The organism is Streptomyces gelaticus, from assembly GCF_014649535.1.
GTDB classification, from domain to species: Bacteria; Actinomycetota; Actinomycetes; order Streptomycetales; family Streptomycetaceae; genus Streptomyces; species Streptomyces gelaticus.
The window spans coordinates 99,988-119,438 of sequence record NZ_BMTF01000005.1 but is presented as its reverse complement, the minus strand read 5'-3'; the positions used below and the strand labels follow the sequence as shown (position 1 = coordinate 119,438).

The following is a 19,451-nucleotide window of genomic DNA, read 5'->3' as shown; positions in this document are numbered from 1 at the left end:
CACGGACCGCAGGGCCGCCGACGCGTAACCCCACACCCGTTCCGAGGAGGGAACCACTCACCATGTCCTCGCACGTCCCGTCCCGATCCGCGGCAACGGCCGACCCACCGATACCGGCCGGTGCGCCGGTGCTCGAACTCCGGGCGCTCACGCGCACCCACGGCTCCGGCATGGCCGAGGTGCACGCCCTGCGCGGCATCGACCTCTCCGTGTACGCCGGTGAACTCGTCGCCGTGATGGGCCCGTCCGGCTCCGGCAAGTCCACCCTGCTGACCATCGCGGGCGGTCTCGACACCGCGACCAGCGGCCAGGTCGTCATCGAGGGTCAGGACATCGCCGGACTCGGCCGCAAGGGCGTCGCGGCCCTGCGCCGCCGCAGCGTCGGCTATGTCTTCCAGGACTACAACCTGATCCCCGCCCTCACCGCTGCCGAGAACATCGCCCTGCCGCGCGAACTCGACGGCGTCTCCGTCCGCAAGGCCCGCAAGGAGGCTCGGGCGGCGCTGGAGGAGATGAAGCTCCTGGAGATCGCCGACCGGTTCCCGGACGAGATGTCCGGCGGCCAGCAGCAGCGTGTCGCCATCGCCCGCGCCCTGGTGGGGGACCGGCGCCTGGTACTCGCCGACGAACCGACCGGAGCGCTCGACTCCGAGACCGGTGAGCAGGTGCTCGCCCTGCTGCGCAACCGGTGCGACCAGGGCGCGGCCGGTGTCATGGTGACGCACGAGCCGCGGTACGCGGCCTGGGCGGACCGGGTCGTGTTCCTCCGGGACGGTTCGATCGTCGACCAGACGCTCACCGCCGACGCCGACTCGCTCCTCGCCCCCGAGGCCGCCAAGTGAGCCTCTTCACCGGCTGGCGCGCCGCCCTCCGGATCGCCCGGCGTGACGCGATGCGGTCCAAGGGCCGCAGCGCACTGGTGGTCGCGATGATCGCCGTACCCGTCCTCGGCGTCACCGCCCTCGACGTGACGTACCGCAGCGTGACACCGACCTCGGCCGAGGAACTGACGGCCGACATGGGCTCCGCCGACGCGGTCTTCAGCGACCAGCAGCTCGGCCCCATCGAGCAGATGCCCGACGCACAGAGGTACGACCGGGTCGACGAGAACGCGCCGCTGGACGAAACCGGCCCGCCGACCGACATCAGCACCACGTTCCCCAAGGGCTCGCGGGCGATCAGCATCCAGTCCGTCCCGGCGAGCGTCACCACCGGGTACGGCGTCGCCAACACCGACATCTACGAGTTCCGGACATCGGACAAGCTGGCCCGCGGCAAGATCGACCTCGTACGCGGCGACTTCCCGCACGGCACGGGCGAGATGGCCGCCACCGAACCGTTCCTGAAGTCGACCGGCCTGCACATCGGGTCGGTCACCACTGTGCGCAACTCCGGCAAGAAGTACACGATCACCGGGGTGGTCGAGCAGCCGGACACCCTGAGCACCGAGGCGCTGTACGCCGACCCGGGCGCGGTCATCGCCCCGTGGCAGGCCAGGTCCGACCACGACAAGAAGGTGCTGCCGCCGAACGTCGGCTCCAAGGAATGGCTGGTCAAGGGCCCGGAAGGGGTGGGGATCACCTGGCCGCACATCATGGCGGCCAATGAATCGGGCATCCTCGTCAAATCCCGTCAGGTCGTCCTCGACCCGCCGCCGGACTCCGAGGTCCCGCTGACCCGGAAGAGCCATGAGAACTACCCGGAGAGCTCCGGGGAGCTGAGCGCGCCTCTCCTCACCGTGGTCGCCATGACGGTCCTGGAGATCGTGCTGCTCGCCGGACCGGCCTTCGCTGTCGGTGCGCGCCGCTCCCGTCGCCAGCTCGGTCTTCTGGGCACCTGCGGCGGGGACAGGCGCCATGTCCGGGCCGTGGTGCTCAGCGGCGGTCTGGTACTCGGCGGCATCGGAGCCGCGGCCGGGGTGGTGGTCGGGCTGGCAGTCACTGCGGTGTTCCGCCCGATGATCGAGGAATGGGCCGGGCGACGCTTCGTCTCGCTTGCCCTCAACCCCACGGAACTGCTGGCCATCGCGGCGATCGGCCTGGTCACAGGCCTGCTGGCCGCGTTCGCCCCGGCGATCGTGGCAAGCCGGCAGTCCGTGCTGGAGTCGCTCACCGGCCGCCGCGGCGTCCGCCGCTCCTCCCGGGTGCTGCCCGTCCTGGGCGCCTGCGTACTGGCCATCGGATGCGCCGTCGCCGTCTACGGCGGCACCCGCGGCGACTCGACGCTGGTCGCCGGCGGCTCGGTGACCGCCGAGCTCGGGCTGCTCGCCTGCATCCCGATGATCGTCGGCTTCCTCGGGCGGCTCGGCCACAGCCTGCCGCTCTCGCCCCGGCTGGCGCTGCGCGACGCGGCCCGCAACCGCGGCCGTACCGCCCCCGCGGTGGCGGCCGTGATGGCGGCCGTCGCCGGTTCGGTCGCCATCGCCACGTACATGGCCAGCTCCACGGCCGAGCACGCGTTCAACTACACCCCTTACCTGAACGAGGGAACCGTCGTCCTCTCCTCTGCCTCCGCCGAGTCCGCCACCCGGCTCCCCCAGGCACGGGCCGCCGTCGAACAGAACATGGCCGTCACCGGCGGGCGCGCCGACTTCCGACGGGTCTGGGCGGGCAGCGACTGCGGCCTCTACAGCGACGAGGAGAACAGCTGCGGCTCGCTCGAACTGATCAGACCCACCGGCAAGGCCCACGCCTGCCCGCTCACCGGCAAGGGCGCCAAGGCGCTCGCCGCACGGCTCACCGCCGACGAGCACAAGAAGCTGATGCGCTCCCCCGCCTGCCTCCCCGAGCTCATGTCTTCGGGTCTCTTCAACACCGATGTGAGCAGCATCGTCGTGGCGGACGCGGCCATGCTCAGCACCTATGTGAAGCTCGACGACCCCGCGGCGGCCAAGGCGCTGGCGGCGGGCACGCCGGTGCTGCTCAACGAGGTGTTCGCGAAGAACGGCGAGGTCACCATCAAGGCGGTCCACCGCTACAGCAAGAAGGACAAGCAGAACTGGAAACTGCACCCGGGCAAGGCACGGACCACCACGGACAGGTTGAAGGTGTACGTGGCACCCGCGAAGTACGCCGCCACCCCCGGGATGAACTTGATCCTGCCGCAGCGGACCGCGGAACGGCTCGGCCTGCACACCGAGGCGAGCGGAAGCGTGTACGCCGTCGCCCACACGCCGACGAATGCCGAGGCACAGCGGACCGACGGCGTGATCCAGCAGGCCGGTGGCGGCCTCTGGGTGCAGTCCGAGTCCGGCCCCGGTGAGGGCGACGACCCCATGCTGCTGATCCTGACCCTCTTCGCCGGAATGGTGACGCTGGGCGCCGCCGCGATCACGACGGGCCTCGCCAAGGCGGACGCGGAAGCCGATCTCAATACGCTCAGCGCGGTCGGCGCGCCCCCGAGTGTGCGGCGGAAGCTGTCCGGATTCCAGTGCGTGGTGGTGGCGCTCACGGGTGTGGTGCTCGGCACACTGGCCGGACTGGTGCCGGCGGTGGCACTGCGGATGGTCGATCTGCGCGAGGCGCTGGAGACGATGCGGCTGGAGCCCACGGAGTCCGCGTACACGCCGATCGTGCTGCCCTGGCCCACCCTCGCCCTGCTCGTCGTGGGCGTGCCGCTGCTGGCCGGTCTGCTCGCCACGGCGCTCACCCGCTCCCGCCTCGCGCTGGCCCGGAGGGCCGGGTGACGGCGGGAACGGCGGGCTGACCGGCTGACTCGGTGCCCCCGAAAACGGTGGATCAACCGTTTGCGGGGGCACCACGGTGTTGTGCAGCAGGTGTGCGAGACAATGGCGCCATGGAGATGCCGAGGAATGAACGGTCGCAGGAGCACCCCCAAGTCCTCGTGGTGGGGCAGGACGGCATGGCGATCGGCGGCGGTGGCACTGACGACGAATCGCGTGAGGTCCCGGTGACGGAGATGGTCGAGCAGCCCGCGAAGGTCATGCGCATCGGCAGCATGATCAAGCAGCTCCTGGAGGAGGTCAGGGCGGCTCCTCTCGACGAGGCGAGCCGGGTCAGGCTCAAGGAGATCCACGCCGGCTCCGTGAAGGAGCTGGAGGACGGCCTCGCGCCGGAGCTGGTGGAGGAGCTGGAGCGGCTCTCCCTGCCGTTCACCGACGAGTCAGTACCCTCCGAGGCGGAACTGCGGATTGCCCAGGCCCAGTTGGTGGGCTGGCTGGAGGGCCTGTTCCACGGCATCCAGACGGCGCTGTTCGCCCAGCAGATGGCGGCCCGGGCCCAGCTGGAGCAGATGCGCCGCGCCCTTCCGCCGGGCAGCGCCCACGAGGACGAGGACGGCAGCGGGGACCCGCACGGGGCCCTCAGGTCGGGCCCGTACCTCTAGGGCCTGCCCGGCGGATGTGGATCAGGGCCGGACGGGCCCCGGCCCTCGGCCGTTGCACCTCCGATGTCCCTGATCCCCGGTCCGTACGAGCCCGACGCGAGCGACACCGAGGCCCGGCGCACATGGTCCACGCGACCTGTGCACCGGGCCTTTCCGCGGGGGGGTGGGGCAGGGGCTGGGGCAGGACGTCAGCCCGCAGGGGCCCGCAGCAGCACCTTCCCGATGTGCGCGCTGGACTCCAGCACCCGGTGGGCCTCGGCGGCGTCCGGCATCGGCACCGTACGGTCCACGACCGGCCGTACGACGCCGTCCGCGACCAGCGGCCAGACGTGCTCGCGCACAGCGGCGACGATGGCGGCCTTCTCGGCGAGCGGGCGACCGCGCAGCGAGGTCGCGGTGACGGCGGCCCGCTTGTTCAGCAGGGCGCCCAGATTCAGCTCGCCCTTGACGCCCCCCTGAAGGCCGATGACGGCCAGCCTTCCGTTGACGGCGAGCGACTTCACGTTCCGGTCCAGGTACTTCGCGCCGACGATGTCGAGGATGACGTCCGCACCGGCCCCGTCGGTCGCCTCGCGCAGTTCCTCGACGAAGTCCTGCTCCCGGTAGTCGATCAGGATGTCGGCCCCGAGCTCCGCACAGCGCGCCAGCTTCTCCGGTCCCCCGGCGGTGACCGCGACCCGCGCGCCCACGGCCTTGGCCAGCTGGATCGCCATCGTGCCGATGCCGCTGGACCCGCCGTGCACCAACAGCGTCTCGCCGGGGCGCAGATGGGCCACCATGAAGACGTTGGACCAGACCGTGGCCGTCACCTCGGGAAGCGCCGCGGCCAGAGCCGTCCCGATGCCCTCCGGTACGGGCAGCAGCTGCCCGGCGGGCACGGCGACCCTCTCCGCGTATCCACCACCCGCGAGCAGCGCACACACCTCGTCGCCGACCGCCCAGCCGGTGACACCGGGCCCGATCGCCGAGATACGGCCCGAACACTCCAGGCCGGGGTACGGGGATGCGCCGGGCGGCGGGTTGTAGAACCCCTGCCGCTGCAACACATCGGCGCGATTGACCGCGCTGGACACGACATCGACGAGGACCTCGCCCTCGCCGGCCACCGGATCGGGCACCTCGGCCCAGACGAGCGCCTCGGGACCGCCGGGTTCAGGGATCGTGATCGCATACATGGCGGCGAGGCTACTCCGCGGGAGATTCCGCGCGAGATTCCGCGGGAGATGGCGGACTGCGAACGGCGCCACTTGGCCGTACGGGACGCCACACGGCCACGCGGGACGCATCCGGCCAGGGCGGGACGCCATCCGGCCAGGCGGGGCCCTACACGGAACGCCCCGGCCGCGCGGGATCAGTCGAGTGGGCGTGGTGTACCCGGCTGCGGGCTGTCCAGCGGCGATTCATTGGTGACACGCACGATGGTGATCAACCGGTCCGTCAACTGCAGCGGACTGGCCGCCGGATCGTCGTAACCGAGCAGCCGATGCCCCCGCAACACGCTGACCACCAGGTCATCGGTCTCCCGGACGTTCTTGCCCACCTCGGCCTTTATCACCGGGCGTTCGACGAGATCGAGCCCGCTGCCCTGCTGGATCAGGTCCTCCATCACCGTGCCCGCGCTGGGGCTGAGCACGGAGAGACCCAGCAGCCGGCCCGCCGCACTGGCGCTGGTGATCACCGCGTCGGCGCCGGACTGCCGGAGCAACGGGGCGTTCTCCTCCTCGCGCACCGCCGCGACGATCTTCGCGCCACGATTGAGCTGCCGGGCCGTCAGCGCCACCAGCACCGCCGTGTCGTCGCGCTGGGTCGCGATGATGATCTGCCGCGCCTTCTGCAGCTCGGCCCGCAACAGCACCTCACTGCGCGTCGCATCACCGACCACACCGACGAAGCCCTCGGCGTTGGCGATCTCGATCACCTTCGTCGCCGGGTCGACGACGACGATCTGTTCGTTCTTCAGGCCGGTGGCACGCAGGGTCTGAACGGCCGAACGGCCCTTCGTCCCGAAGCCGACGACAACGGTGTGATCACGCAAGTTGGTTCTCCAACGCTTCAGCCGAAAGTCCTCCCGGGTCCGTTCCGTAAGGACCTCAAGAGTGGTGCCGACCAGAATGATCAGGAAGAGCACCCGCAGTGGTGTCACGAGCAGCACATTGGTGAGCCGGGCACTGTCCCCGTACGGGGTGATGTCGCCGTAACCGGTGGTGGAGAGGGTGACCGTCGCGTAGTACACCGCGTCCAGCAGATCGACATTGTCATCGGCGGCGTCGTGGTATCCGCCACGGTCCAGCCAGACGATCAATACCGTTGCGGCAAGCACCAGCAGCGCCATCAGTAGCCGCTTGGCGACCTGCCGTGCCGGTCTGTCGACAACCCTGCGCGGGAGCAGTACGCGGGTGGGTACGACGTGTTCGTCTGCGCGCCTGGCCATCGCATCGTGGCCGGGAAGTTTCACGTGAAACACCCTTCCGTCCACGGCATCGCCGAGGCCCACGGTAGATCGAGGATCTCCACCTCGGTGCCGGACCGTACCCCGCCCGGCAGTACGACGGCCAGCCCGTCAGCAGCAGCGACCCCACGGAGCATCGCCGGACCGCTGTAATGCAGCGGTACGACGTGCTCGGCACCGCTCCCGGTTCCCGCGCTTCCGCCGCCGTATCCGCTTCCTGCTCTGCCACTCGCACCGCCCACTCGGTGCACGACGGGCACCAGCCGGGTGTCATGCGGATGCCCGTGCACCTCGTCGCGTACGACGGCCCGGTACGGCGCCTCCGGCTCCCGGCCGGCCAGGCCCCGGAGCAGGGGCTCGGCGAGGGTGAGGAGCCCGGAGACGGCGGCCAGGGGGTTGCCCGGCAACCCGACGAGATACGGCCCCTCGCCCCGGCTGTCCCCATGGCTGTCCGTTGGCCCCGCCGCTACGGCCTCCCTCTTGAGCCGGGCCAGCAGCATCGGGTGGCCGGGGCGGACTGCGACCCCGTCGACCAGCAGCTCGGCCCCGATCTCGGCAAGGACCGGGTGAACGTGGTCGACGGGGCCCGCAGCCGTACCGCCCGTAGTGATCACGAGATCGGCGTCGGACGTGGCGAGGACGCGCCGCAGGGCCGCCGCATCGTCACCGAGGCGCTGCGGGGCCGACACCTCGGCGCCCAGCGCGCGCAGCCAGGGGCCGATCATCGGGCCGAGCGCGTCACGGATCAGCCCGTCGTGCGGCAGGCCGCCGGTCAGCAGTTCGTCACCGAGGACGAGGACGTCGATGCGGGGACGGGGCACCACGACGAGTGTGTCGTACCCGGCCGCGGCGGCCAGGCCGAGAACTGCGGGCGTCACCAGCGCTCCGGCGGGCATGAGCTGCTCGCCGCTTCGGCACTCCTGGCCACGGGGCCTGATGTCCTGTCCCGGCAGCACTTGACGCCTGGCGTGGAGCAGTCCCTTGGCCTCGTCCACGTGAGCGTGTTCGTTACGGATCACGGCGTTGGCATCCGCCGGGATGCGGGCGCCGGTGGCAATCCGTACGGCATCTCCGTCGGGAAGCGCGGCGGGGATGCTCCGCCCGGCAAGGATGCCCAGATCCGGGCTCGGGCCGGCATCGTCCCTCTTCTTGCCCCCGGTCCCAGCGGCCGAGCGGATCTGCCACGGACCCGGTCCGGAGACGACCCAGCCGTCCATGGCAGAGGTGTCGAAGGACGGCAGATCGGTGAGCGCGACGAGCGGCTCGGCGAGTATGTGACCGAGCGTCCGATCGAGGGGGAGTCGGCCTGCTCGTACCTCGGCGGCATGCCCCGCCCGGACGGCGAGCGCCCGTGCCTCCTGCCAGGAGACCGAATGCCGCTGCCGGTGTCCTTGTCGCTGCGCGTGCTCGTGCCTGTGCTGGTCATGCGCGTGGGGCGCGTCGACGCTCCGGTCCGGGGGCAGCGAACGGGATGCTGCCACGAGCTCCTCCGCAGGACGGGGCCGCCCCGTGAAGTGCGACTGATCCCCGGAGTCCGGCTGATCCACGGAGGGCGAGGGATCCCCGGAGGGTGCCCGATCCGCAGAGTGCGGCGCACCGGACGAATGACCCCCGACCAGCGCGAGGGCCTGCTCAACGGCCCGGTCCTCCGGGGTCAGGCAACGCTCTCCGCTTTGCGCGCGGCCGTTCCCCGAGAAAGGGCTGGTGGCCGAGGAGGAGCTGACAGCCTGGGAAGACCCGAGGGCCGAGGAGGAGCCGACGCCCAAGAACGACCCGACGCCCATCGACGTGAAATCCGCACCCGGAGGCCGATCGGCCCCACCGCTACCGGCGGTCATTGCGTCTCGTTCTCGTCCGCCCAGCGAAGGGCGAGCGCGGCAGCCTTCCGGGCGGCCTCGGCCACCGCCGTGGCGCCGTCACCGCCTTCCTCGCTGCTCGCCTTGGCCGCCGCGTACCCGACCAGGAAGGTCGTCAGCGGCGCGGCGGGCCGGGCGACGCCGTGGGCGGCGTCACGGGCCAGATCGAGCAGGACGCCGGTGTCGACATCGAGGTCGATACCGAGTTCGTTCTTTACTGCGGTGATCCATTCATCCAGCACGGTCCCATGCTCTCTGACACGGGCCCGGGCTGACGCTATGTCCTCCCAGGTGTCGCAGTCGAAGGAGGCGAGGGGGTCGGCCTCCACTCGGGCGAGGTCGAGCTCCTGCGTCAGCAGCCGCAGAGGGAGCCCGGACAGACCGCCGTGCTCGGCAGCGAGCAGCGCAAGCTCACGCCGCAGCGGTTCGGCACGGTAGGCGGCGACGAGAGGCTGGTCGCGACCCTGCTGATCGGTGCACAGGGCCCCATCCCGCTGCCTTGCCCCGGCGCCCCCGGCGGCGCCCAGAAGCGCCCCGACAGTGGCCGGCCCGAGGAACGGCAGGTCGGCGGAGAGTACAAGTACCCGTTCCGCCGTGGTCCGCCGGACCCCCGCGTCGAGCGCAGCCAACGGACCACCGCCCTGCGGCTCTTCGCGAGTCCAGACCACCGGCCGCACGGTGGACCGGCGCCCGCCCACCACCACCGTCGTCGAGGCGTCGGCACAGGCCGCGAGCACCCGGTCGAGCAGCGCGCGGCCACCGACCCGGATCCCCGGCTTGTCGGCACCGCCGAGCCGCTTGGCGGCCCCTCCGGCAAGGACGATGGCGTCATACGCGGTCATGCATCCGAGTATGCGGGCCGCGGCCTCCCGTTGATCCTCCCGGTCGGCAATCAAGCCGATCGAACCCGTCGAACCGATCGGAAGGACCGAAAGGACCGGAAGGACCGGGCCGATCGAGCGGGGGGAGGCCCACAGGAGCCCACGGCCACTTCCGCCTACAACGTGCGCAGCAGCACCGCCGGTTGTTCCACGCAGTCGGCTATGTAGCGCAGGAAGCCGCCCGCCGTGCCGCCGTCACAGACCCTGTGGTCGAAGGTCAGCGAGAGCTGGACCACCTGACGTACGGCCAGCTCCCCCTGGTGCACCCAGGGCTTCGGCACGATCCGGCCGACGCCCAGCATCGCCGCCTCGGGGTGGTTGATGATCGGGGTCGATCCGTCAACTCCGAACACCCCGTAGTTGTTCAGCGTGAACGTGCCCCCGGTCAGCTCCGCCGGGGTCAGCCGCCCGGCCCGCGCCGCCTCGGTCAGCCGGGCTATCTCGGCCCCGATCGACTCGGCATTCCTGGCCTGCGCATCCCGCACGACGGGGACGACCAGTCCCCGCTCGGTCTGCGCTGCGAACCCGAGATGGACCTCCGGCAACCGAACGATCTCCCGCGCCTCCAGGTCCACCGTGGAGTTGAGCTCGGGGAACCGGGCCAGCGCCGCCGTGCAGATACGCGCCAGCAAGGCCAGCACCGACACCTTGGGCCCGGCAGCCGTGCCACCGGCGCCGTTCATCGCGGACCTGGCCGCCATCAGCTCGGTGGCGTCGGCATCGACCCAGCACGTGGCGTCCGGGATCTCCCGCCGACTGCGCGCCAGCTTGTCGGCGACCGCGCCCCGTACACCGCGCAACGGAATCCGCAGCGCAGCCGGTCCCGCACCCGCCCCGGAAGCCGACTCCGCCACGGGCTCCTGCACGGCCTCCGTCGCCGGGACCGCGGCATGTGGACGGGGAGCCGCCGTTTCCCCCGCCAGCGCCCTGATCGCAGCTTCGACATCGACCCGCAGGATCAGCCCGTCCGGACCGGAGCCCACCAGCTGCCGCAGATCGAGCTCATGCTGCCGCGCCAGCTTCCGTACCAGCGGGGAGACGACTGCCACCGGACCCGGCACCGTATCCGGCACGGGGTCGGGCTCCGGCGCGGGAACGGCTGCCGTCACGGCGGCGGGACGGACCCGACGACGACGCGCCACCGGCGCACCCGTGCCGTACCCGACCAGCACATTGCCCGACGACTCCACCTCACCGGAACCGGAGCTGGAGCGGGAACCGGAACCGGAGTCGGCCCCGGAGCCGGAACCGGCCCCAGCACTCGGGCGGGAACCGGAATCAGCCCCTTCTCCCTCATCGTCCGACCCCACCGCGACCGCCACCGTCAGCAGAGGTGCCCCGACCGGCAGTTCCGAGCCTTCTTCACCGAACCGTGCGGTCACCACGCCCCCGTACGGGCACGGCACCTCCACCATCGCCTTGGCCGTCTCGACCTCGACGACCGGCTGGTCGATGGCGACGACATCGCCGACCTCCACCAGCCAGCGCACGATCTCCGCCTCGGTGAGCCCCTCACCGAGATCCGGCAACTTGAATTCGAGTACCTGGGGCATCAGCTCTCCGCCTCCCACTGCAAGCGGGCGACCGCGTCCAGCACCCGGTCCACGCCCGGGAGATGGTGCTTCTCCTGCATCGGCGGCGGATAGGGGATGTCGAAACCGGCGACCCGCAGCACCGGCGCCTCCAGATGGTGGAAGCAGCGCTCGGTGACCCGGGCCGCGATCTCACCGCCCGGACCGCCGAAGCCGGAGGACTCATGGACGACGACCGCGCGCCCCGTACGCCGTACGGAAGCGGCAACGGTCTCGTCGTCGAACGGCACCAGCGAACGCAGGTCCACGACCTCCAGGTCCCAGCCCTCTTCGACGGCCGCTTCCGCCGCCTCCATGCAGACGGGCAGCGACGGCCCGTACGTGATCAGCGTCGCGCTGCGGCCCGTCCGCCGGACGACCGCCCGGCCTATCGGCTCCACAGCCACCGGCGCATCGGGCGACCAGTCCGCCTTCGACCAGTAGAGCCTCTTCGGCTCCAGGAACACCACCGGATCGTCGGAGGCGATCGAGGCCCTCAGCAGCCCGTACGCGTCCTCGACCGTGGCGGGCGTGACGACATGGAGGCCGGGCGTCGCCATGTAGTACGCCTCCGAGGAGTCGCTGTGGTGCTCGACCCCGCCGATCCCGCCGCCGTACGGCACCCGGACCGTGATCGGCAGCGGCATGGCGCCGCCCGTCCGGTTCCGCATCTTCGCGACATGGCTGATGAGCTGCTCGAACGCCGGATAGGCGAAGGCGTCGAACTGCATCTCCACCACGGGCCGCAGCCCGTACATCGCCATGCCCACGGCCGCCCCGAGGATGCCCGCCTCGGCCAGCGGGGTGTCCGTGCAACGGTCCTCGCCGAACTCCTTCGCCAGGCCGTCGGTGATCCGGAAGACCCCACCGAGCGTGCCGACGTCCTCGCCGAGGACATGCACCGTCGGGTCCTGTGCCATCGAGTCACGCAGCGCCCGCCCGAGCGCCTGTGCCATCGTGGCGGGTTTGGCCTTGGCCGTCCGCTCTCCAGCCGTCGCCGCCGCGGTGGTCATCGCCCTTCCTCCATATCGTCCTGGCCGTGCTGGTCCTGCTCGGCTTCCAGCTCGACACGCAACCGGGCCGCCTGCTCCCGCAGTTGTGCGGTCTGTTCCACGTAGACATGGGCGAACAGATCCATCGGGTCCAGCACCGGATCGGCATTCATCCGCTCGCGCAGAGCGGCTGCCATCCGCTCCGCGGCCTCGCGCGCCTCCTCGATCCCGTCGTCACCGAGCAACCCCCGACCGGTCAGCTCCCGCTCCAGAAGCTGGATCGGGTCGTGCGCACGCCAGGCCTCCACCTCGCTGTCGACGCGGTATCGAGTGGCGTCGTCGGCGTTCGTATGGGCGTCCATGCGGTACGTCACCGCTTCGACCAGCGTCGGCCCGCCGCCGCTCCGGGCCCGCGCCACCGCCTCCCCGAGGACCTGGTGCATCGCGGCCGCGTCGTTCCCGTCCACCAGCCGGCCCGGCATCCCGTACCCCACGGCCTTGTGCGCCAGGGACGGCGCGGCGGTCTGCTTCGCCAGCGGTACGGAGATCGCGAAGCCGTTGTTCTGTACAAGGAAGACGACCGGGGCCCGCCAGACGGCCGCGAAATTCAGCGCCTCGTGGAAATCGCCCTCGCTGGTCCCGCCGTCACCGACCATGGCGAGCGCCACCACGTCGTCACCCTTGAGGCGCGCCGCGTGTGCCAGCCCGACGGCGTGCGGCAACTGGGTGGCGAGGGGGGTACAGAGCGGTGCGATGCGGTGTTCACGCGGGTCGTAACCGGTGTGCCGGTCGCCGCGCAGCAGCGTCAGTGCCTCCACCGGGTCCAGTCCGCGCGCCACTGCTGCGAGGGTGTCCCGGTAGCTGGGAAAGAGCCAGTCCCGCTCCTCCAGCACCAGCGCGGCCGCTATCTCGCAGGCCTCCTGCCCCGTGCTCGACGGGTAGACCGCGAGCCGGCCCTGCTTGGTGAGGGCGGTGGCCTGCGCGTTGTACCTCCGGCCGCGGACCAGCTCCGCGTAGAGCCTCAGCAGCAGCTCGGGGTCGGCGTCGGCCACGGCGTCCGTACCGAGCACGCGGTACGGCTCGGGGTCCGGGAGCAGCGGCGCAGGATCGGTGAGCGGCTTCCAGGCCGGGGGCGGCGTGGGCCGGTAAGCAGCCGCGCCGGGCAGCTCTTGGACCGTCATGACAAGCACCTCCTGGCATCGAGGGGTTTCGAGCGGCGTCTGTCGGCATCAGGGGTCGTCCGACGCCGAGGGGTGTCGAAATACATCGAAATGTCGAGCGCTGTCCGAGGCGCGAGTGTGGCGCCCCTCACCTACCGATTGTTCGGTCGCGAGCGCATTTTGGCTACAGGCACCTTCAGCCTGTGGACAAACGGTTCTCCACAACCTGGGATAGAGGCAGGTCGTCCAGGACAGGGAGGCGGGGGCACATGTCAGCTGAACAAATGGCCGACGGGGGCGAGGACACCGGCCAGGTTCCGCCCGCGCGCCCGCTCGACGCCATCGACCGGCGTATCCTGCGGCTGCTCCAGACGGACGGACGCGCCTCGATACGGTCGGTGGCCGATCGCGTCCATGTGTCCCGGGCCAACGCCTATGCCCGGATCAACCGGCTCATCGACGACGGCGTGATCCGCGGTTTCAGCGCGCGCGTGGACCACGAGCGGGCGGGGCAGGGAGCCTCCGCGTACATCACTCTCAAGATCGTCCAGAATTCCTGGCGCACGGTGCGCGAACAGCTCCAGGCCCTGCCGGGAGCGACCCATATCGCGCTGGTCAGCGGCGACTTCGACGTGCTGCTGGTGGTGCACACCCGGGACAACAGGTCTCTGCGCGAACTGGTCCTGACGCGGATCCAGGCCATTCCGGAGGTGCTCTCCACCCGCACGCTCCTGGTGTTCGAGGAGACAGACCTGGCCCCGGGCCCGGAAAGACCCGCCGAGCTCACCTGACGGCCGTCCGGCCGCCTACGGCTCGGTGGTTCGGCGGTTCAGCGGTTCAGCGGTTCAGCGGCTGGACCGCATCCCCTCGAAGGCCACGCGAACGAGTGTGTCCGCCAGCTGCTGCCCGTCGACTCCACCCTCGGGCAGCGGCCGGTACCACTCCACCAGGGAGTTGACCATTCCGAAGAGCAGCCGGGTCACCAGGCGTATGTCCATGTCGGAGCGGAGGTCGCCGTCCGCGACCGCCGCCTTGAGCAGATCGGTCACCCGCTGGTCGAACTCGCGCCGCCGCTCCATGGCCCAGCGCTCCGTCTTCGTATTTCCCCGCACGCGCAGCAGCAGCGTGACGTAGGGCAGTTCGGCTATCAGCACGTCGACGGTGCGACGGGTGACGTACTCGACCCGCTCGATCGCACGCCCCTGTATTGCTCCCGGCTCGTCGAGAATCCCGAAGAGCCCGTCCAGCGCCCGGCTGACCGCGCGGCGCAGGAGCTCCTCCTTGCCCGCGACATGGTGATAGATGGACGACTTCGAGATGCCCGCCGCCTTGGAGAGGTGCTCCATGGACGTGCCGTCGTAGCCGCGCTCGTTGAAGACACGGACGGCAACGGTGAGCAGAGTCTCCGGGGTGTACGTGTCCCGCTTGGCCGTGGTCATGTCCGCGATCCTCCCCTACGAGTTGTCCACAGGTTTGGCGGGCCCCCTTGTCCCGACCGATCGTTCGGTTACTCTAACTCTGTCCGCCCGTCCCTGCCCAGCTCGATGAGGAGTTGGTCCGTCATGGCCGCCGAGCTCTCCCCGCACCTGTTGTCCGAGAAGCACCGCCCCACGCTCGACCAGGCCCTCGACGCGATCCGTACGCGCGCCTACTGGTCCCCGCACCCCGAGCATCCGAAGGCATACGGCGAGGGGGGCGCCCCGGGCAGCCTGGGCGCCGCCGAGGGCAAGGCCGCGTTCGACGCCGTGCTGAACACCCGGCTCGACCTCGGCCAGCCCGGCACCGACGGCTGGACGGGCGGAGAGATCTCTCCGTACGGCCCGGAGCTCGGCGTCGAGTATCCGCACCCCGACCTGGACGTCCTGCTTCCGGCAATGCGTGCGGCCATGCCGGCCTGGCGTGCGGCAGGCCCCGAGACCAGGGCTCTGGTCTGCCTGGAGATCCTCGCGCGGATCAGCGCCAGGACCCACGAGTTCGGTCACGCCGTGATGCACACCAGCGGCCAGGCCTTCATGATGGCGTTCCAGGCGGGCGGCCCGCATGCCCAGGACCGCGGCCTGGAGGCGGTGGCGTACGCGTACGAGGAGCAGATCCGCACCCCGCAGAGCGCCGACTGGTCCAAGCCACAGGGCAAGCGGGACCCGCTCCAGCTGCAGAAGTCGTTCACCGCGGCACCCCGCGGCATCTCGCTCCTGATCGGCTGCAACACCTTCCCCACGTGGAACGGCTACCCCGGCCTCTTCGCTTCCCTGGCCACCGGCAATCCCGTCCTGGTCAAGCCGCACCCCCGCGCCGTGCTTCCGCTCGCGCTCACGGTGCAGCTTGCCCGCGAGGTCCTCGCCGAGGCGGGCTTCGATCCCGACCTGGTCGCCCTGGCCGCCGAGCGACCGGGCGAAGGCATCGCGAAGACCCTCGCCCTCCGCCCCGAAATCAAGATCATCGACTACACCGGGTCCACCGCCTTTGGTGACTGGCTGGAGACCAACGCCCGCCAGGCCCAGGTCTACACGGAAAAGGCCGGGGTCAACACAGTCGTCCTCGACTCCACGGACGACTACCGCGGCATGCTGTCCAATCTGGCGTTCTCCCTCTCCTTGTACAGCGGCCAGATGTGCACGACCCCGCAGAACCTGCTGATCCCCCGGGGGGGCATCACCACCGACGCCGGCGACAAGACGTACGACGAAGTGGTCGCCGACATCGCCGCCGCGGTCAGCGGCCTGCTGGGCGACGACAGCCGGGCGAACGCACTGCTCGGCGCATTGGTCAACCCCGATGTGAAGGCCCGCCTGGAAGCAGCCGCGGATCTGGGCGAAGTCGCCCTGCCCTCCCGCGCGGTGGCCAACCCGGAGTTCCCCGACGCCGTGGTCCGCACCCCCCTCGTCGTCAAGCTGGACGCCACCAAGCCGGACGACGAGGAGCACTACCTGTCGGAGTGCTTCGGCCCGGTCGCCTTCGCGGTGGCGGTCGACTCGACAGCCGACGCCGTCGAGCTGCTCCGCCGCACGGTCCGCGACAAGGGCGCGATGACAGTCGGCGCGTACACCACCTCGCCGGAGGTGGAACGCGCGGTGGAAGACGTCTGCCTGGACGAATCGGCCCAGCTGTCGCTGAATCTGACCGGCGGGGTGTACGTCAACCAGACCGCCGCCTTCTCCGACTTTCACGGCTCGGGCGGCAACCCGGCGGCAAACGCGGCGCTGTGCGACGGAGCCTTTGTGTCCAACCGATTCCGCATGGTGGAAGTTCGCCGCCAGGCGTGATCCGGCGGGGTCTGGGGGCGAGGCTCCGCCCCCAGACCCCGGATCCATCCGTTCAGCTTCCCGCCTCAGGGATCTCCGCGTACCGCTGTACCCACGCGTGCATGGCGACAGCGGCCGCGGCGCCCGCATTGATCGACCGCGTCGACCCGAACTGCGCGATGGAGCACACCATCACCGCGTGTTCACGGGCCTCCTCGGTGAGTCCGGGCCCCTCCTGTCCGAAGAGCAGTACGCAGCGCCGGGGCAGCTCGGTCCGTTCCAGGGGCACCGCCCCCGGCAGATTGTCGATCCCGATGATCGGCAGGCCCTCGGCCTCCGCCCACGCGGTCAGCGACTGAGTGTCGGGGTGGTGCCGCACATGCTGGTACCGGTCGGTGACCATCGCGCCGCGCCGGTTCCAGCGCCGCCGCCCCACGATGTGGATCTCCTTGGCGAGAAAGGCGTTCGCAGTGCGCACCACGGAGCCGATGTTGAAGTCGTGGCCCCAGTTCTCGACCGCGACATGGAAGTCGTGCCGCCGCAGATCCAGATCGGCGACGATCGCCTCCCGGGTCCAGTACCGGTAGGCATCGCCCACGTTGCGCCGGTCGCCGTGGGCGAGCAGCTCAGGGTCGTACCGCTCGTCCTCGGGCCACGGCAACGGGTGCGGCCCGACGCCGATCTCCGTCCCGAAGCCGTCGTCGTACTGCAACGGTTCCGCGGAAGGTCCGGTCTCTTCCGAGGGACCGGGCTCCTCGGTCGACGATTCCCCGCCGCTTATGCCTGTGCTGCCCGCATGGCCCGTGGGGCCGCTCTCACTGCTCCTGCTCACCCCACGAGCGTATGGCCCCCGTCGCCGCTGTGCTGCGGGGCCTCCTCGTCATCGCTGCCACGCCGCTGTCCGGGCACCTTGCCCCGGCCCGGGAACAGCCTCTCCCGGGCGAGGGTCACCCGGCCGCCGAGCCAGACCAGGAAGACGGTCGGCAGGAAGACGGAGTCGGCGGCGATCATCGCCATGGAGAAGAACGGCAGCCCGAGCAGCAGGGCGATGCCGGCGTGCTCACACATCATGGCGACGAGCAGCACGTTCTTGACCCGCCGGTTGAACAGGGTGAAGGGGAATGCGACCTGGACGACGACCGTGCCATACGTGATGAGCATCACCATCACACCGCTGGAGGCGAGGATGTCCGACAGCCCGGGCCAGGGCGTGAAGTAGTCGAGCTTGAGCGGGTAGTACAGCGCCGTGCCGTCCTGCCACCGCGAACCCTGGATCTTGTACCACCCGGCAGTGGCGTAGATCAGACAGACCTCGGCCATGATCACGACGAGGGTCGCGTTGTGGGCGAGGTTGGCGATGACATCGAGCAGCGTGCGCGATTCGCTGTTCGGCGCGTAGCGGTTCATGGCCCACCAGGCGCCCTCGCCGACCCAGAGGGCCCAGAGAAGGGTCGGCAGCCACCAGGTGCCGCCGAGCCCGTCGGTCATGCCGGCCACGATCAGCACGACGCCGAGGACCGCCCAGAGGACCGCACCGGCCACCGTCCCCCGCACCGGACGCCCGGAATCGTCAGCTGCCGCACGCGCCTGCCGCGCCGCACGCCGGGCATCCAACGACCAGACCCGCCCGCAGCGCGTGAGCACCAGATAGATCGCCATGAGATGGATGACGTTGTCGCCGCCGTCCCCCATGAAGATGCTGCGGTTCTGCAGGGAGAGCACCCCGGCCATGAAGAGGACCGACATGGCCCGGGTGTGCCAGCCGACCATCAGCAGCGCCGCGGAAATCAGCGCGACCGCGTAGACGATCTCGAACCAGACCGTGCTGTCCGACCACATCAGCGCGGTGAACGCCTGATTCCCGGATATGAGCTGCTGCGCCATGTCCCAGCGCCATGGGGCGTCGGGGCCGTACATCTCGTGGCGGTGCGGAAGTTCGCGCAGCAGGAAGAACAGATACGTGGCCGAGAAACCGATCCGGATGACGGCACTCTGATACTGCCCGAAGGCCGTGGAGGTGATGCGCTGGATACCGCGGGCGAGCTTGTAGTCGATCTTCCGATCGATCTTGCGGTCGAGGGCGGGCGTACTCACTTGTCCGCCCCCTTGGTGCCGGCGGGCAGGTCCTCAGCGGTCACCGTCCACCACGGCAGCACCCGGTAGGACGGCCTCGTACTGATCTTCTCCTCGCTCCATGCGGGCGCCGCAACGGACCGCACCTCGGAACGGACCTGGATGCGCTCGACGGTGCCGCCGTAGTCGTGTTCGCTGAGGCGCAGCATCGCGATGCGGCGGATGTAGCGCTCGGAGAGCTGGCCGCGGAGGCCGTTGGCCCGGTTCTCGCTGTCATGGGAGCCGAGGTAGAAGTCCCAGCCGCGGCGGAGTTCGTTCTGATGGACGTGACTGGGCAGAAGACTGCCGCGTATCGCCTTGCCGTCCTCGCCGGAAAGGCTCATCCAGGGAGTGGTGCGGCGTCCATCGGGGCCGGCTATCTCGGCTCGTACGTGAACGGCGATGTTCTGCTGGAGCGGGTTCGGGGCGAAGAGCTTCCAGTTCTGCTCGAACTCGGGATAGATCCAGTCGTCGACCGCTTCGCCGTGCTGCTTGGTCAGGGTGTTGGAGGGGGCAACGTGCAGAAACACCATGGCCAGCTGTCCACAGGCGACCAGTCCGATGACGGACAGCGCGACCGCTGCGACGATCTGGTACGGAAGTGACAGGGCGGCTATTCCGCCACGGGGCCCTGATTCACGAGGCCGTGATTCCTGCTCCTGACCAGCGCCGGAAGCCGCCTCTTCACACCGATCGGGCCCCTGCTCTGACCCCCCGTCCCCGCTGTCGGCACCCCTGCCGTCGTACGAATCCATCCCGCCCCGATCCCCGTCGATCCCCGGTCAGTTATCCACAGGGTTGACACCCTACGGGCCGTCGACTCACCATTGAAGACATTGAACCG

Annotated in this window: 16 protein-coding genes; 5 read left to right on the top strand and 11 right to left on the bottom strand. The window is 70.3% G+C overall.

Annotated features, from left to right (window positions below):
* Positions 1 to 62: 62 nt before the first annotated feature.
* The 3 genes from IE107_RS09385 to IE107_RS09375 all read left to right on the top strand — a co-directional run bounded on the left by IE107_RS09385 (position 63) and on the right by IE107_RS09375 (position 4,344).
* Positions 63 to 842: an ABC transporter ATP-binding protein gene (locus tag IE107_RS09385; RefSeq protein ID WP_189543101.1), complete on the top strand. Its 780-nt coding sequence runs from the start codon at positions 63 to 65 to the stop codon at positions 840 to 842.
* Entirely contained in the window at positions 839 to 3,685 is a 2,847-nt protein-coding gene (locus IE107_RS09380; protein ID WP_189543099.1) for an FtsX-like permease family protein, read from the top strand. Before IE107_RS09385 ends, IE107_RS09380 begins: the two co-directional genes overlap by 4 nt.
* 110 nt (positions 3,686 to 3,795) lie before the next feature.
* The gene (locus IE107_RS09375) at positions 3,796 to 4,344 is read left to right on the top strand and encodes a bacterial proteasome activator family protein (protein ID WP_189543097.1); all 549 of its coding nucleotides are present in this window, start codon (positions 3,796 to 3,798) and stop codon (positions 4,342 to 4,344) included.
* A gap of 188 nt (positions 4,345 to 4,532) precedes the next feature.
* Here the strand turns inward: IE107_RS09375 and IE107_RS09370 are convergent, their stop codons facing one another.
* From IE107_RS09370 to pdhA, 7 genes are all read right to left on the bottom strand, one after another.
* Positions 4,533 to 5,519: an NAD(P)H-quinone oxidoreductase gene (locus IE107_RS09370; protein ID WP_189543095.1), complete on the bottom strand. Its 987-nt coding sequence runs from the start codon at positions 5,517 to 5,519 to the stop codon at positions 4,533 to 4,535.
* A 176-nt stretch (positions 5,520 to 5,695) separates the two neighbouring features.
* Entirely contained in the window at positions 5,696 to 6,838 is a 1,143-nt protein-coding gene (locus IE107_RS09365; protein WP_189543093.1) for a potassium channel family protein, read from the bottom strand.
* Positions 6,796 to 8,577, bottom strand: coding sequence for a molybdopterin molybdotransferase MoeA (locus IE107_RS09360; protein ID WP_189543091.1), 1,782 nt, complete (start codon positions 8,575 to 8,577; stop codon positions 6,796 to 6,798). The genes IE107_RS09365 and IE107_RS09360 overlap by 43 nt, the downstream gene beginning before the upstream one ends.
* Positions 8,578 to 8,627: 50 nt before the next feature.
* Complete coding sequence (locus IE107_RS09355; RefSeq protein ID WP_189543089.1) at positions 8,628 to 9,491, bottom strand: DUF6457 domain-containing protein; 864 nt, start codon at positions 9,489 to 9,491, stop codon at positions 8,628 to 8,630.
* A 155-nt stretch (positions 9,492 to 9,646) separates the two neighbouring features.
* Positions 9,647 to 11,083, bottom strand: coding sequence for a dihydrolipoamide acetyltransferase family protein (locus IE107_RS09350; RefSeq protein WP_189543087.1), 1,437 nt, complete (start codon positions 11,081 to 11,083; stop codon positions 9,647 to 9,649).
* A complete protein-coding gene (locus IE107_RS09345) occupies positions 11,083 to 12,114 on the bottom strand; it encodes an alpha-ketoacid dehydrogenase subunit beta (protein ID WP_189543085.1) in 1,032 nt (343 codons plus the stop codon). The genes IE107_RS09350 and IE107_RS09345 overlap by 1 nt, the downstream gene beginning before the upstream one ends.
* On the bottom strand, positions 12,111 to 13,274 hold the full coding sequence (pdhA, locus tag IE107_RS09340; protein ID WP_189543084.1) for a pyruvate dehydrogenase (acetyl-transferring) E1 component subunit alpha: 1,164 nt from the start codon (positions 13,272 to 13,274) through the stop codon (positions 12,111 to 12,113). The genes IE107_RS09345 and pdhA overlap by 4 nt, the downstream gene beginning before the upstream one ends.
* A gap of 263 nt (positions 13,275 to 13,537) precedes the next feature.
* Here pdhA and IE107_RS09335 point away from each other — a divergent pair, with 263 nt between their 5' ends.
* Positions 13,538 to 14,044, top strand: coding sequence for an Lrp/AsnC family transcriptional regulator (locus IE107_RS09335; RefSeq protein ID WP_189543438.1), 507 nt, complete (start codon positions 13,538 to 13,540; stop codon positions 14,042 to 14,044).
* Between the two features lie 54 nt (positions 14,045 to 14,098).
* On the opposite strand, the gene IE107_RS09330 is transcribed toward IE107_RS09335, so the two are convergent.
* Positions 14,099 to 14,692: a TetR/AcrR family transcriptional regulator gene (locus tag IE107_RS09330; protein WP_189543083.1), complete on the bottom strand. Its 594-nt coding sequence runs from the start codon at positions 14,690 to 14,692 to the stop codon at positions 14,099 to 14,101.
* Between the two features lie 123 nt (positions 14,693 to 14,815).
* On the opposite strand from IE107_RS09330, the gene paaN reads away from it, so the two are divergent.
* A complete protein-coding gene (gene paaN, locus IE107_RS09325) occupies positions 14,816 to 16,516 on the top strand; it encodes a phenylacetic acid degradation protein PaaN (RefSeq protein ID WP_189543082.1) in 1,701 nt (566 codons plus the stop codon).
* A gap of 52 nt (positions 16,517 to 16,568) precedes the next feature.
* On the opposite strand, the gene IE107_RS09320 is transcribed toward paaN, so the two are convergent.
* The 3 genes from IE107_RS09320 to IE107_RS09310 are packed head-to-tail and all read right to left on the bottom strand — an operon-like array spanning position 16,569 to position 19,362.
* Positions 16,569 to 17,276, bottom strand: coding sequence for a TrmH family RNA methyltransferase (locus IE107_RS09320; protein ID WP_189543437.1), 708 nt, complete (start codon positions 17,274 to 17,276; stop codon positions 16,569 to 16,571).
* Between the two features lie 47 nt (positions 17,277 to 17,323).
* Positions 17,324 to 18,589 (bottom strand): HTTM domain-containing protein, encoded by a 1,266-nt coding sequence (locus IE107_RS09315; RefSeq protein ID WP_229866787.1) that lies wholly within the window; start codon positions 18,587 to 18,589, stop codon positions 17,324 to 17,326.
* Positions 18,586 to 19,362 (bottom strand): DUF5819 family protein, encoded by a 777-nt coding sequence (locus IE107_RS09310; RefSeq protein ID WP_189543081.1) that lies wholly within the window; start codon positions 19,360 to 19,362, stop codon positions 18,586 to 18,588. The genes IE107_RS09315 and IE107_RS09310 overlap by 4 nt, the downstream gene beginning before the upstream one ends.
* Positions 19,363 to 19,451 lie beyond the last annotated feature (89 nt).